We start from the raw sequence: 15,501 nt of genomic DNA, 5'->3' as shown, positions 1-15,501 counted from the left end.
TCTGTATCATACATCTCAGAAATATGATCCTGAATATCCCGCAGGCTGTTACCTAAACCGTACATGGCGATGATTTGCTTCTCAAGATTGTCCGCCAGGATACGTTGGCGCTTTTCAATAATCTGAGGCTGGAAGCTGCTATGCCGATCTTGAGGGGTCTCAATTTCGACTTCTCCATGGCTGCTCTTCACAGTCTTCCGGCCCTTCCCATTACGCTTATTTCCAACCTCACGGCCAGACTCATCGCTGCTCAGATGCCCTTCCATCTCTGCTTCAAGAGCCTCTTCCAAAAACTCCTTCAGCATGGGAGTAAAGGCTCCGCCTTTGCCAAAAAGTGGCTCTCCATTCTTAAACTGTCTTAATGCTTTCTCTTTTAGGTTTTCTTTTTCTTCTGTGCTCATGTCTACTACTTATAAAATTTAAAACTAAATTCCAAGCTTAGACAGAGTTGAGATTACAGTCTCGGTGGCATTTGGTTGAATTGGACCGATAATTCCGGTTGTGATTTCCAAAGCGTTTAACATCGTGAGGAATATTATGTTCAGGCATTTTTTGAAGATCGTTTCCGGTATTGTTAAATTCCGGACCTATCAAGTATAAAGATATTTTTTTTTGCATATACTTGTGATAATTTGATTTTATACGTTAATTCAACGGATGGCGAGTCCTTTAAATCCTCAGGTCCAAAAACCTTCACAAATCCACATAGTGATTCAAATCCTTGCTTTAGGGATTTTGCTTCTCCTCAGTTTTTTTATTGTAAAGCCTTTTATCACCCTATTGATTTGGGGCGGAGTATTGGCAATTACGTTTGGCCCTTTGCATAGGCTATTAACAAAGCAACTAAAGATTCGTCCCGGTTTGTCCGCAGGAATAATTGTGTTGGGATTGTTAATGGTCATTATTTTACCAGCTATTTTGATCATGTTAAGCACTGTTGATGAGTTCAAGGCATTGATATCCACTTTCCAAAGTAATGATCTACACATTCCTCCTCCCTATGATGGTATCTCTCAATTCCCCATTATCGGACCTTATCTATATTCAGTTTGGGAAGAAGCCTCTCTGAATCTTTCCGAAACGTTTATTAAACATCAAGACGAGATAAAACCCGTTTTGATTGAATTTCTAGGTATGGTTTCTCATACTGCATCCGGCATATTTACTTTTACGCTTTCTATACTAGTAAGTGGTGTTTTTATGGCATATTCGGTAGAAGAAGGCCAGTATGCCAGAAAATTTTTCACTAAGCTAGCCGGTAAATCCGGGGAAAGAATGGCCGATGATGCGCGTACAACAGTCATTAATGTAGTAAAAGGTATTTTGGGAGTTTCCATTATTCAGGCCTTATTTTGTGGGTTAGGGATGTTTATTGCAGGAATCCCGTTTACCGGTATTTGGATTTTGGTTTCATTAATTCTTTCCGTGTTTCAAATTGGTCTTTTTCCAGTCAGCATTGGAGTAATTATTTATATTTGGATGAATGGAAGTCTGGGCATGGCTATTTTTTTGACAGTCTGGATGGTATTTGCCGGACTCCTCGATAACTTTCTCAAACCGATGATTTTAGGGAAAGGTGCGCCCGTACCCTCCATGGTAGTATTTATGGGAGCTTTTGGAGGATTTTTGTACTCCGGTATTTTGGGGCTTTTTACAGGAGCTATTATTTTGACCTTTGCATACACACTGACCATGTCTTGGTTAGAGGAAGCATCATAACCGTAATGTATTCGTAGTTCAACTTTTTTGGTCAAATTCTTGTTTCAGTAGCTTTGGTGAATAACCGACCCGCCTAGCCACTTCATCTAAGGCCACTCCATCTTTAAGCAATCGATTCGCCCAGGAAATCTTTACCTTTTTTAGGTATTTCCCGGGAGTAGTGCCAAATCGCTTGAATTGTCTATTTAGCTGTACAGTATTGGTATCGTAATGTAGTGCTAACGCATCAACAGAAATCAATTTATGGGCAATTATGTCGCTTTTGACCTGCTCAAGTACCAAGGTGTTGGATTTCGGTTTAGCAGGAATTTCAATCTTACTATTTTTTATATTTCTTTTGTAAAACCAAAAAATGATAAAAATAGCGGGAAAACCGATAAGGAAAGCTACCAGAATCGATTGTTTCAGAAATAAAGCATTTTGATCCGATACTGTTTGAAAATAGACTGGTAAAAATCCCCTTTCAATCGTGTAAATATCAATTTTATACAAGCCATTGATAGATCCGGCGTAAATTTTATCTTCATAGAGGGTCATGGCGTACCTGTTAAATTCCACATCAGAAACAAGTGGAACAGGTTTGTGACTTGATTTTGGTAATATTACAAGACCATTTTCTGTCGCGATCCATAGGTTTTTGAATCTATCCTGTTCGATGTCAACGCAATTGCTAAGATCCGAAACACGTATTAATTCCAGAGAATTATCAGGTCGAATTTTAAAAACACCATTGTCAGCAGCAATATAAATCCAATTGTCACCTATAAAAATTTCCCTGATCCTACTATTTACGGAAGCCAACGATTTTACTTCAGTGCCATTGTACGTGAATAACTTCCCTTCGTAGGTCGAAAATACAAGGAGGGAATCAAATACTTCCAAATCTGAAAAGTTAAATCCCTTATGAATCGGGTAGAGGGAATAATCTTCCCGCAATTCGTTGATAGAATTCGTATTTAATGAATAAACCTTCTCATTCCATTCTACTAATTTTCGTGAATGACCTGCAAATATATTCTGACCTGATTTGATCAGTTTGACGGAATCCACGGCAGTTACCTGGTAAAGATCGTCCGTACACAAATAATATTGATCATTTATCTTCACAAAATGCCCATTCGAATACGCCGGAAAATTACGCCGTAAAGTATCATTAATAAAAATTCCTGAGTAGGTGGAAACGGCTTTGATTTCTTCATCCAAATAGACATGCCTAATGGAGGCATTGGGGTATTCGATGGAAAAAAACGGCCTTATTTCGTATTCAAAAAGAGATCCTCCGACAGCAACGAAAAGCTGGTTTTCTTTCCTAGCCATCGTACAGTTGATCAAACTTTTTTGAGGTATTAAGTGCGCCATGGATTCCGTCGATTCTTTGAATTGGTCAGGCAGAAATTCCGATTGATAGAAGCCATTGGAATAAAAAACAAAATTCTTTTCAAATTTAAGGTTAAATCTTTCCCATTTCCCATTCTTCAAAACAAACAAGTCATTTCCCGCTTTAACATGAAGCTCATTCTCGGCCAAAAAAATATTTTTTACAGGTTGATCAAACCAATGCTTCTGGACAAACACGGTATCCTGGCCCCATACATTCCAAATAGAAACAACTAGAAGCAGCCAACTGGTGAAAAGAAAACGCATTGGATTTTAAAATTACAATGAAAAATAACACTTTTAACTTAAAAATTCAATTTTGTAATTTTAAATCAGGCTCCAAATAATAAAAATAACATGCGTTTTTTGATATTTGAATAGAATTAATCTGAAAGCCTGATGCTATCAATCGGTAATGCCATAATCGCTATTTTTCTGATCGCAGGTTCGTTTGAAGATCAGTCAGGAGTGCTGAGCCAGGATGACGATATCGAAAACATTACCACAGTTCTACGGACAGAATTTGGTGAAAAATCAGCATTTCCCAGAAGGTTTATTTATGACAAAGTGGAATTGAATGGTGATGAGCAACCGGAGTATCTCATCGGATTAATAGGCCCCGATTTTTGTGGTACCGGTGGTTGCACGATGCTGGTGCTCAGCGATAAATTAAAGGTAATGGCCAAAATGACTTTGGTAAAATACCCTGTATATGTCGGACAGGATTCGCCTGAGGAAAAAACAAATGGATTCCAAAACATCTATGTAAGAACCGGAGAAGTAGGATTTGTAAAGGTTGCGTGGAACGGAAAAACGTATCCAACCAATCCCTCCATGCAACCAAAACTAGCAGAATCAGACATTTCTGATAAAAACCAACTACTGAATGCCTTTGACGACCCAGCCTGGGAGTTCTAGGTTGTAAGCAATCTACCATTCTATACTAACATTACTCAACCTACAAAAAAGCCCGTCGACATACCAATAAGAAGACCATCTTTTACCTATAGATGGGGTTATTAATGGTTTCACTTAAAAGCTTACCATGCCAAAGTACAAAATGCAGTCCCTTCGAAAGACGTACCAGTCCCCACACGAGACTTGATAACGGCCAAGAAAACCTAATGAATCCTGGTCGTTAAAAGAGGCCTTGGCATGCAGAAAGCAAGTTCGCTATGATGTCTAACCAAAAAATACACAACAATTTTCTCCAAGAATTAAAAACAAAGTTGAATTAGCATCAAATCCACAAATTCCCAACTGTTAAAAGACATAACGTACCTACCTAGACGAGTAAACAGTACGCCCTGACCTTCAATGTCTAGTCAATTTAAAAGAGAAATATCAACCCTGAGCGAAAACAGGCTATCTGACCAGTGATTTGGCGATTCCTACCGAACCAACAGCAATTCGCCAAACTGTAATATAGAATATTATGCCAACGAGGCAACCTAACAGAGCATATCTATTGCGTGGGATCTTTGAAGAAGGAAACGAATAAAGGTAAAAAACCAGCTAGAAACTCAGCAAGACCCTCCATCCTTAATAGATTGCCGCAATTTCTTAAAGGGAATATTGGTTTACTCGAAAAAAGAGAACAGGCCTCCGGGGTATATCTCCGATAACAAAGACTCCTATTGGTCAATGTATGGCCCACTTACAGTAATAAATAAATCTAAATATGTCTCGCATCATGAAAAAAATTATTGCAATTATCGTTCTATTGGCCAGTGCAGAAAGCGTATTTGCACAAAGCACGTTTAAACCAGGAGTTGGAGTAAATTTTACAAATATATCTGGAACGGCAGATGATGTCAGTGGCAACATAGGCTGGCAAATCGGTGCTTCCATCGAATTTGGTAAAAAGCTGTATTTCGAGCCTGGGTTATTTTATTTGACTGAAAATGCAGAGGCTTCAACCATCGACAATGGTGTAACTACCTTTACAGATGCCAAATTTAGTGGGCTAAGAGTTCCATTGACTGTGGGTTTAAATGTGCTTGGAAACACCGAGTCCACGTTTGGACTTCGAGTCTTTGGAGGAAGCTCCGCATTTTTATTAACCGGTGTATCGGATGGCTTGAATAAGGATGATTTTAACAGTCCCAAATGGGGAGTATTTGCAGGTGCCGGAATAGATTTGGCCCTATTCTATTTGGATTGGAGCTATCAATGGTCCGTAACTAACATTCAGAAAAGTATTGATGATATTGATTTTGGTAAGACAAACGGCATATTCCTTACCGCTGGATTACGGTTTTAGATTTGTCAACACTATCAGATTAAAGGGTTTTAAAAGCAAACGTTGTATCTCGTTAACCCCATTTTTACTAATTGTCCGGAATGGTGTTCATCAACTCTAGCTTCTACTAAAAAGAAACATACAATTGTACCATTTAGCTATCAACAATGTACACCAGAGGGTTTCTGTAAACTTAATATGTAAATGACTATTATTAAAAAAATATTAAGATTATTAAAAACAAATGCCGCATACTACCTACGCGACTATTATCATGAGGCTTACTATGGACAGGATTACTACCTTGACAATGTTTTTAGACAGCACAAAAAATTAGAAACCTATTTGGAACTGTTGGAGCTTGATAATAAACAACCGTTATTAACAGATGTGAATATTTCATTTTCAGATAATCAAAATTTTCATGAAAATGAAGTTAATTTTTTCAAACTAAAATATGGCAAACCAAACTACAGCATTAGTAATTCTTATCCGTTTGGGGAAATAAAAAAATTATTCTATAGAGTTCACATAGGTACTCATAAAGTTAAAATGGAGCTTAATTTTTTCGAAAACTCCCTATTCCTATATAATTATACATTTTCTCAAATAAAAAATAGTAATGAGAAAATCGAAATACAGAATTTACTGAAAAAGAAATATCAGATTGACGAGAAATACAATCTTCTACCCGATAATTATTATATAATAGACAGGAACCAGTCAGTTATTGTTCTTTCAGATAATGTTAACTTTACTATAAACTATATCTTAAATACTAATTCGAATCTATATAATCAAATGAAAAATGCCCTGAAAAAGGAGATAGGGCAGGACGAACATCTCGCTGATAGAAATAAACAGGAAATCTATAAAAGATTATAAAAAACTATTTGCAGATACCATAAAAAATCTAAATAAGCAGGGTTAATGCATGACCCACCTACAGCAATCAATATATCCAAATATTCCCCTACGCATCGTGAAAAAAATTATTGCAATTATCGTTCTATTGGCCAGTGCAGAAAGCGTATTTGCACAAAGCACGTTTAAACCATGTAGGGGCTGGAGTAAATTTTACAAATATATCCGGAACGGCAGATAATGTCAGTGGCAACATAGGCCGGCAAATCGGTGCTTCCATCGAATTTGGTAAAAAGCTGTATTTCGAGTCTGGGTTATTTTATTTGACTGAAAATGCAGAGGCTTCAACCATCGACAATGGTGTAACAACCTTTACAGATGCCAAATTTAGTGGGCTAAGAGTTCCATTGACTGTGGGTTTAAATGTGCTTGGAAACACCGAGTCCACGTTTGGACTTCGAGTCTTTGGAGGAAGCTCCGCATTATTATTAACCGGCGTATCGGATAGCTTGAATAAGGATGATTTTAACAGTCCCAAATGGGGAGTATTTGCAGGTGCCGGAATAGATTTGGCCCTATTCTATTTGGATTGGAGCTATCAATGGCGCGTAACTAACATTCAGAAAAGTATTGATGATATTGATTTTGGTAAGACAAACGACATATTCCTTACCGCTGGATTACGGTTTTAAAATTTGAGAGAACTAGTAGATAAATGGTGTATTCACGCGTGGATTTCTATCAACATGTATTACCGAAAATAGGAAACGTGGAACTTCCCCTTTTTTCGGAATTGAGAAGACTACAGAAAAACCACAATCTGGCTTGGGTGACTTTGCAGTTATTCGTCAAGGTAAGTAGCTCCAAAGCACCAATTTTTGAGGTAGTTAGGTCTAAATGTAGGGACTCCCTTTCCGATCTCAGGTTTGGAAGGAAAAAGAAGGAGATGCGTATTAATAAAGCCTTTTCCACATTGACACTATGTTATACAATACACCAACTAATATGACCGAATTTTATCTTATTTGTAGTAACGTACCTAAATATTTGCCGAAGACCTTGATTACTTTGGCCGTATTTGCATCGCATTTTTCGATTATCGATGCTTTCTCACTTCCACAACAAGAAGACTCGATAAGCCTAAAGACCAAAAACACTCCCAATCCCCCAGTCCAAAGTCCAGAAGCCAAAGCATTTTTCCAGAGTACGGAAATTTTTGAAAATGCAGAAATTAATTTTCAACAAAGAATCGTCTTAGAAAACATTAGAGAGACCGTTCACGAAGCGAAATTATTATTACGAATGGGCGTGGATTCTATTGGTTTTAAGGAAGATTTAGAAGAAATTGAGAAACGAAGGATTCTCGTTGAAAAGGGTGTGTCGGAAAACGAAGGACACCCCCGGTCAGATAGGAACTTGGCACTTTCAGGAGCAATTATGTCGGAATTATCGGAAAGGACTTTGTCTATCAGAAATAGTTTGAAAGACAAAGGAGACTATCTTTTTCGATTAAGTTACCTCATCGATTCACTTTCCGGATTAGAAGCCATATATATCCTTCCTAGCGATTCAATAGAACAGGCAGCTTACAAGAGAAAATTAGCGTTAGTAGGAAAAGAAGTCAAGCCCACTGTAGAAGACATTAAGGTTACTATTTATGCGTTAGAAAGTCTTGAATCGAAAGCAAATGAATTATTAATTCACTTGCAGCTTACTTCGTTGATGATCGAGAGTGAAAGAGAGGAACTGAACCGTTACTTTTTCAAGAAAGAAATTTCCGAATTGAATTCAAATAATTACCTGAACAGGTCATTTAATGAAATCGTAAAAATCTCTGTTGAAAAGGAAATTTTAGCATTTCTACTTTTCTTGGAAATTTATTTCCTTCGCATTACTTTTATGATTTCCATTATAATTTTTATTTCCATTTTTAACTATAACCTAAAAAAACGAATTATAGAAGAACAGGGAGATGAAGGACTCTATAATAACTATCAAGTACTGAAACATCCGTTTTTGTCATCCGCCATCGTGTCCATTGGTCTGTTTCAGTTCTTTTTCCCATCGCCCCCATTTATCTTTTATTATAATCTATGGGTATTATCAGGTATTGCATTGACATTTGTGTTCAATCGCTTTCTATCTACATATTGGATGAAATTTTGGTATGTAGTCTTTTTATTTTTCATTTTGGTAGGATCCCTCAATATGATTTTGATCTTTTCCAGTTTTGAAAAATACGCTATATTACTACTTTCTATCATCGGCCTAACTTATGGCATGATTATACTTTTTAAAAAGAAATTTAACGAACTAAAAGAAAGAAAAATCGTCTATTTTATCTATTTCTTATGCTTAATGCAATTGTTATCGATCTTCTTTTTTATACAAGGAAATCTCAACTTATCCAAAGCATTGCTGGTTTCAGGTTATATCGGATCGGTATTGGGTGTTATCATGATCTGGACAGTACGTCTTATTAACCAAATGCTTGTATTGGCCTCGAATACCTACAACAAACCCGATAAAAAACTTTTCTTTATAAACTTTGATAAAATCGGAGAAAAAGTACCGAATATTTTCTACATATTCTTGGTCATTGGCTGGTTATCTCTGGTGGGTAAAAATTTCTACAATTTCAGTAATATATCCACCTATTTAAGCGACTTTCTGAATACCCCAAGGGTACTGGGGAGCTATACTTTCACCATTAACAGTATTCTAGTATTTTTGACGATTTTGGCGGTGTCATTTCTGCTATCCAGAATCCTGTCCTTTTTTGGGTCTGACCCTGAAATCCAGCAGGCAAACCAGAAAAAAAGAAAACAAGTTAGTCTGGGCAGCTGGTTACTACTAGTTCAAATTTTCGTGATTAGCCTGGGCCTATTTTTAGCAATAGCTGCCTCAGGTGTCCCCTTGGACAAGATCACGATCGTACTGGGCGCCCTGGGAGTGGGAATTGGTCTCGGTCTCCAGGGACTTTTCAACAATCTGGTTAGCGGTGTAATCATCGCTTTCGAAAACCCAGTAAAGGTAGGTGATTTGATTGAAATCAACGGAAAGGCCGGAATTATGAAATCCATCGGATTTAGGAGTAGTGTGGTAAATATGTTTGAAGGATCCAGCATCATTATTCCAAATGGGGAACTTTTAAGTAACCAAATGGTCAACTGGACGATGGGAAAAGGGAAAAAACTATCATTTTTAGTTGGAGTGGAATATGGAACCAACCTTGAAAAAGCTGTTGGATTGATCAAAGATCTCATAAGTAAGGACAAACGGATTTTAGATTATCCTGTAGCGAGAGTTTTACCGCATGAATTCGCAGATAATCATATAAATCTACAAGTTACTTTCTGGTGCCACAATTATTTCGAACTTCCCTTCCTTAAGGGAGATATCATTATGCAAATCGATGAAACGTTTAAAAAAGAAGGTGTAGTAATTGCATTCCCTCAGCTGGACGTACATATTAAATCCGGATCTGACCAATTAAAACCTTTCGATAAAAACCCGCATAGAGACGTTTAAAAACAAGAATAAACCATGTTCATACAAAGCCTTGCCTAAAAAATGATACCGCAACCAATAAGAAAAAATATCGGCATTATCGTCTTAATTGTTTCCATATTTTTTGTGGGCAGGACGCTGTTACATCTTGCCATGGAATATACGGTCAAAAACTATTTTAAAAATCAAGTAACTTTGTCCGCTAAAACCTCCGTTTCCTACAAGCTAAAAAAGCTGGAAATTTTTTGGACACAAAATATGATTAGGCTAAATGACCTCAGCATTGCTATTACCCAGAGCGAAACCATCGATGACACCACCAAAATCGCATTAACGATACCGGAACTCACGTTAGACCTTCTATCCATCAAAGAAGTTATTTTTGACAGGTCATTGACAATAGAACGTATGATTTTAAATAATCCAACAATTCATTTTTTTTCACCAATAAAAGAAGACACACTAGTAGCACAAAAAGAAGTGGGAAGGTTGCATCAAAAAACGTTAAAATTTTTGCAAGACCTCGAGATAAAAAACTTTAGCACACAGAACGCAACACTATTATGGAGCACAGGGCCCAGTGAAACGCCAACCTATTCCCTAGAAAACATTACTGTCAATTTAGATACCATTGAAATCATTCCGGAAAACCTCTCAGGAGAAAAAATAACGGAGCTTCTTTTGACAGACCATTTGGAAGTAATACTAGGCCAAAATTCCATACAATTACCAAGCTCAAAAAATCTTTTGACCTTCAAAAGCCTAAAAATATCCTCTAAGGAAAAAGAAATACTTCTTGATAGCCTACACTTGGAATACACAGATCAAAAAGATTCTGGCGACAAAAATACACTCCAAAATGATCTGTCGATTCCAAGTCTTCATTTGAAAGGTATAGATTTCCTGACACTCTATTTGAACAACTACCTTTTGGTAGATACTATTTTTGTGGGAGGGTCACAGCTCCATTTCGAAGTAGATAAAAACACACTATCTTTATTTCACCCCGACCAAAAAAGCCCGAGCCACAGTCTAGACAGTCTTCAGATAAATCATGTCCAACTCATACCCACGTATATTTCCATCAACCAAAACAATCAATTTGCAAGGAATAGTATCAAAGCCGATAGTACTTCCGTAACACTAACAAAGGTCAACTACAGCAAAAAAACAGATTCAACGGATTCCTGGAGTTTGGAAAATTTGCAACTTTATTTGAAAAAATATCAGTCAAAACTGAGAGATGCCCATTATTCGTTGAATTTTGAGACACTAAATTGGTCGTTTAAAAATAGAGATTTTGCTTTGGAGGGTATCCAGATTTACCCAATAAAGGATAGTTTATCTCAAACTGAAAACCAACTAATTCAATACCTGGAAATTCCTGCTATTCTTATTAAAAATATAGATTTTGAGGATCTTATTGTCCATGAGCGATTGGACGGCGGAAAGATTACAATCGTATCTCCAGATATCGGCATCTTATTGCCAAAATCCCCCGCTAAGGATCCCAAGGGAATCCCCGAAATATCAACAGCGTTAAACCAATTTTTAGCCGATTTTAATTTAGAATCAGTTGACTTTCAACAAGGAAATTTAGCCCTGTATAGAGGCGGGAGCTCTCCATTTTTAACGTTGAATAATCTCAATATTTCGGGAAAAGATTGGAAAGTTGCAGATACCATTTCCCATCAAATAAATGTAGACCTGATAGCAAGGGTAGGAAATGGAACGCTCTCCCTACCGGAATATAAGGTGGAATTTACAGGTGTTAATCTGTCCAGCAAGGAGGATTTTCTCAGTATCCAGGACATTATTTTACGTCCTTCCTCACTTTCAAAGAATATTAAAGGAGAAGTAAGATTAAACGAAGTCTTTTTAGATGGCTTCCTTTACAATACTCCACATAACAAAATCAACTCGATGAAAATTGGGAAAGCCAAGGTAAACCTGGTCTTCAATGAGCCTTCAACAAACAAGGCTCCACTTAAGGAAAATAAATTTAACCCTTTTTTTATCGATCATTTTAGTATTGGAGATTTAGAAGCAACTATTCAGAAACCAGAAACCGGGACATTGAACGCGAAAGGTCTGGAAGCCTATCTAAAATCGATTCGAATTGGTGGTGCTGACTTTCCTTTTACAATCGATATGGATAATTCGTTTGCAAAAATGACTCAAAGTTCCCTGGCATTCAATTACGGAAAAGTTGAATTTGACTCCTTGGATTTACATAATAGTACCCTTACCATGTACGGCACAACAGCAACTGGTACCGGCCAAAGTGAAGAGGAATTCACTATTTCAACCCCATTAATCTCCGTATCAAAGATACAGTTACCAGATAGTTTAAATGAATTTATCGGAGTCGAACGGTTTTCTATTCAAGGCCTAGACGGAAATTTCAGGTTCAATAAACGGGTTGATTCGGGCAGCGGTAAATCGGATGCAAAAAATATCTCGTCACAAGCGTTCGGTTTATTGCTCGACACCCTCCAAATTAAAAATGCAAATTTTACCTTAGAACAGGAGACAAATGAGGGTGGGAATTTTTGGAAAAGTGAAGTGACAAATATCGATCTATTTGATGTCAGGTATCCCTACAGTCCGTCTAATTATTATGTAGGTGATTTTGATATAAGCCTCAATAAATTTGTCCATAAACAAAAGGATGTAGGAATTCGAGTTGACCAAGCCAACCTTTCAAGCAGAAACAAACTTATTACACTAATCAATAGCGAATTAGATAAGTCCGATAGCTCAGAATTGATGAATGGAACATCGATTAATTTAGACATTCCCCGAATGACTATCCGGACAGAAGAAGGTTTTAACCTCAACCAGCATCAGGATGTGGCGATTTCAGAATTCTTGGTCGATAATCCCACACTTTCCATAAAAGGAGACTTGGAAACCGATAAAATGTCAACTAGTAAGGAAAAGCACGGGGGGAATAATTCCCCAATTTCCTCTCTGGATCTGCGCAAATTTGCTATAAAAAACATGAGTATCGATCTTCAAATACCACAAGACTGTGTAAAAATTTGGTTTGAAGGCCTTGACCTGGCATATGATGACTTTTATTGGAATTCCAAAGTACCGCTTGGTATCGAAGAATTAGTGGCTTCCGGTGATTGGTCTATTGGTTTAAACCAAGGAAAAGCTTCTTTCTCCTATCCCGCGAAAACGGCAGAAATTTCAGGAGTAAGTATTTCCGGTTCTTCCTCGAAAATATCCTGGACTTCAGTTGATTTTAAAACTTCTGATAGTCCGATTTCTTACAGTAGCTTCCTCACGCATCAGGAGACGTGGTTGGGGGTTGAAACCGGCGCAGGTAGTGTTTCGGGAATCCATTGGCGAGAGGTATTGAAATCGGGTGTCAACGCACAAAAGGTGCGCATTGACCAACTCAAATTAATGGCATACCGCGATCAGAGATTGCCATTTCCCGATAATCATTTTCCTCCGATGCTCCATAAAACATTGGTGAACTCCGCCATGCCGGTATCAATAGATACGGTGAAGATAAACGACGGAAATGTACACGTGGAAACCCAGCCTCCTACCGGTGAAAAAACAGCCGGCATCGAATTCTCAAACGTTGATGCCATTCTAACCAACATTACCAACCTTCCGGAGGAAATCGAAGTGAATAACAAACTGAATATGAAAGCAACCGCGATGATTCAGGGTTCAGGAAAACTCAATAACGAGATGGATTTCTCACTTGATGACCCTAATTATTCCTTTTTCATGGATGTGAGTCTGGGGAAAATGGACCTCAAAGTACTAAACAGTCTCGTTGAGCCACTTGCCTCTGTCAGGATCAAAAAAGGCAAAATGAGAAAGATGGAGATAAAGGCTTTAGGCAATGAGGATTACGCCTATGGAAACTTGGATTTTCTTTACAGAAAACTAAGCATCTCAATTCTTGATAAAAAGGAACATGACCACCAAAATTTAGGACATGCCATCGAGTCTTTTCTTGCAAACGAACTTATTATCAGAAGAAATAACGATCATCCTTTTCCCCATCGGCAGGGCCAATTATTTTTTGTCCGTGATCCTACAAAATCCATTTTCAACTATTTTGGAAAAATCGCACTTAGTGGAATATTAACTAGTGTTGGCGTAAAAAGTAACAGAAAGGCTTTAAAGAAAAAACATGAAGAAGAACTTAAATTGATCGAATCCAAGTTAGCAAATAAAAAAAATGCATTACCTGACTAAAAATATATTTGATCCCTTATCGCTCAACCGGTTTCACGTTTGATGGTCTTTTTTTCAATCGGTAATTTGCAAAAAACCTTCAATGATTTCGGTCTCAGAGGAAATTTCGAACTTGAAGCCGGTCTTATTTGGCTAAGATATTTCCCTAATCCATTGTCATCGCAAAACCAATATAACCCCAATCACCAACTCCAACCCAATGTAGTACCCCATACATAATCCGTCATAGCAGCCCCGGGAACAGGTTGGTTGTCATGATTTAAGGTAATACCGGTTTTTATATATAGCTTTAGAGGCAAATTGTATTTTAAATCCAGCCGAAAATCGAGCCGAAACCTTCCGGTTTCTGAAATTCCGTAATAGCCAAAAATATTTGAAAAAAGACCAATATTCCCTGCATTAAAAATGCTTACTTCCGACCCCAACCAAAATTCTGAACTATAACGATCCTCGGGATTATCAGCAATCTGCTCCCAATTGTACGAGCCGCCCAGGGATGCATTCCAGTATAAATGGTTGTTTCTCACAAAATATTTACCACCACCTAGTTTATAGTTTGTTCTTAAATCCAATTTTTGTTCGGTGTTTTTCAGGTAATCAATTTTCCCTTTAATAAAGAAGTCGTTGAGTAAAATCCCTTTTGCTATCAGGTTACCATCTGAGCGATTTATGTTTTCCGTTTGATTTCGGGATAAATGTAAGGTGTTGTAGGCAGCATTAAATAACCAGTATTCAGAAATATATGCAACCCTACTTCGGATTAATAATTGCCTGTTATTCTGGGCCTTAGCCAAATTAAAACCAAAATCCATACTCGCTTTTAGCCGGTCTAAAAATCTTCGGCTAATCGGTTTGAGATAAATGATTTCAGATATATTGTACCTAAATTCCTCATCCTCCTCTGTTTTTATTAAAATTTCACGCAAATCTACGGATGAAATCAATCCAAGAATAACTTGCCCGTCGGATGTGGTAATCATTAGTGGCCTCTCGGAATATATTAAGTGTATTTCTTCCCACTTTATCTTAAAATCATCTTTACTAAAGCTAGTTGACATGGAAAGAACACCTTTTTCCATAGATTTAATCACCCCTACCAATGTCTTCTGATTATCGAAAACCAACGAATCGGTTTGAGTTTTTCCCTGATAATGAATCAAAAAGAAAACCGGAATAATAATGATTATTACTTTCTTCATAAGTCTTGATTCTTTTGAAATCATTTGATTGATGGACGACCAAATTACCAATTTATTAGAATTCATTCTTAAGAAAACTCACTTTCCATTGAGTTCGGGGTGACTTCATCTATCTAGTAAATTACCTTTTTTGCCACGATACGGACCGCGATTGAATCAACCTTAATTCCCCCAAAATAAACTGGTAGTTTCTTTGTATTGCTTTCCCAATGGGAAACAAAACCTCCCGGAAGGCTCCGGTTAATTTCACCTAGCAGGCCCAAACTTTTATTTGCTTTTACCACGAATGTTCGACCGCAATTGCCTAAAATGCTTTAGCGGAAAATTTTTCGGGAGGCTTTTCAGGTTTATCACGCTGCG

At 37.4% G+C, this 15,501-nt stretch carries 10 protein-coding genes; 7 read left to right on the top strand and 3 right to left on the bottom strand.

The genetic code is table 11. The features are described from left to right. Positions 1 to 401: transposase (locus BMW71_RS09505; protein WP_177179603.1), on the bottom strand; the 401-nt coding region annotated here is incomplete at its 3' end. Between the two features lie 307 nt (positions 402 to 708). On the opposite strand from BMW71_RS09505, the gene BMW71_RS09500 reads away from it, so the two are divergent. Continuing rightward, positions 709 to 1,719 (top strand): AI-2E family transporter, encoded by a 1,011-nt coding sequence (locus BMW71_RS09500; RefSeq protein WP_244891128.1) that lies wholly within the window; start codon positions 709 to 711, stop codon positions 1,717 to 1,719. Between the two features lie 18 nt (positions 1,720 to 1,737). Here the strand turns inward: BMW71_RS09500 and BMW71_RS09495 are convergent, their stop codons facing one another. Further along, positions 1,738 to 3,363 carry a helix-turn-helix domain-containing protein gene (locus BMW71_RS09495; protein ID WP_092172633.1) on the bottom strand — a complete coding sequence of 542 codons (1,626 nt, stop codon included), beginning with the start codon at positions 3,361 to 3,363 and terminating at the stop codon, positions 1,738 to 1,740. A gap of 132 nt (positions 3,364 to 3,495) precedes the next feature. On the opposite strand from BMW71_RS09495, the gene BMW71_RS09490 reads away from it, so the two are divergent. The 6 genes from BMW71_RS09490 to BMW71_RS09465 all read left to right on the top strand — a co-directional run bounded on the left by BMW71_RS09490 (position 3,496) and on the right by BMW71_RS09465 (position 13,942). After that, positions 3,496 to 4,014, top strand: a complete 519-nt coding sequence (locus BMW71_RS09490) for a hypothetical protein (RefSeq protein ID WP_092172630.1) — start codon at positions 3,496 to 3,498, stop codon at positions 4,012 to 4,014. A gap of 775 nt (positions 4,015 to 4,789) precedes the next feature. Continuing rightward, positions 4,790 to 5,359 carry an outer membrane beta-barrel protein gene (locus BMW71_RS09485; protein ID WP_177179602.1) on the top strand — a complete coding sequence of 190 codons (570 nt, stop codon included), beginning with the start codon at positions 4,790 to 4,792 and terminating at the stop codon, positions 5,357 to 5,359. Positions 5,360 to 5,542: 183 nt separating this feature from the next. Then, complete coding sequence (locus BMW71_RS09480) at positions 5,543 to 6,223, top strand: hypothetical protein (protein WP_092172624.1); 681 nt, start codon at positions 5,543 to 5,545, stop codon at positions 6,221 to 6,223. A 149-nt stretch (positions 6,224 to 6,372) separates the two neighbouring features. Continuing rightward, positions 6,373 to 6,894 carry a hypothetical protein gene (locus BMW71_RS09475; RefSeq protein WP_218145571.1) on the top strand — a complete coding sequence of 174 codons (522 nt, stop codon included), beginning with the start codon at positions 6,373 to 6,375 and terminating at the stop codon, positions 6,892 to 6,894. 313 nt (positions 6,895 to 7,207) lie between these two features. Continuing rightward, a complete protein-coding gene (locus BMW71_RS09470; protein ID WP_177179600.1) occupies positions 7,208 to 9,733 on the top strand; it encodes a mechanosensitive ion channel family protein in 2,526 nt (841 codons plus the stop codon). A 42-nt stretch (positions 9,734 to 9,775) separates the two neighbouring features. Beyond that, a complete protein-coding gene (locus BMW71_RS09465) occupies positions 9,776 to 13,942 on the top strand; it encodes a DUF748 domain-containing protein (protein ID WP_092172615.1) in 4,167 nt (1,388 codons plus the stop codon). 182 nt (positions 13,943 to 14,124) lie between these two features. On the opposite strand, the gene BMW71_RS09460 is transcribed toward BMW71_RS09465, so the two are convergent. After that, on the bottom strand, positions 14,125 to 15,141 hold the full coding sequence (locus BMW71_RS09460) for a DUF481 domain-containing protein (RefSeq protein WP_177179599.1): 1,017 nt from the start codon (positions 15,139 to 15,141) through the stop codon (positions 14,125 to 14,127). Between the last annotated feature and the right edge of the window lie 360 nt (positions 15,142 to 15,501).

It is taken from the genome of Cyclobacterium xiamenense (assembly GCF_900109255.1).
GTDB classification, from domain to species: domain Bacteria; phylum Bacteroidota; class Bacteroidia; order Cytophagales; family Cyclobacteriaceae; genus Cyclobacterium; species Cyclobacterium xiamenense.
The sequence above is the reverse complement of the archived record's forward strand: the minus strand, read 5'-3'. Positions and strand labels throughout refer to the sequence as shown.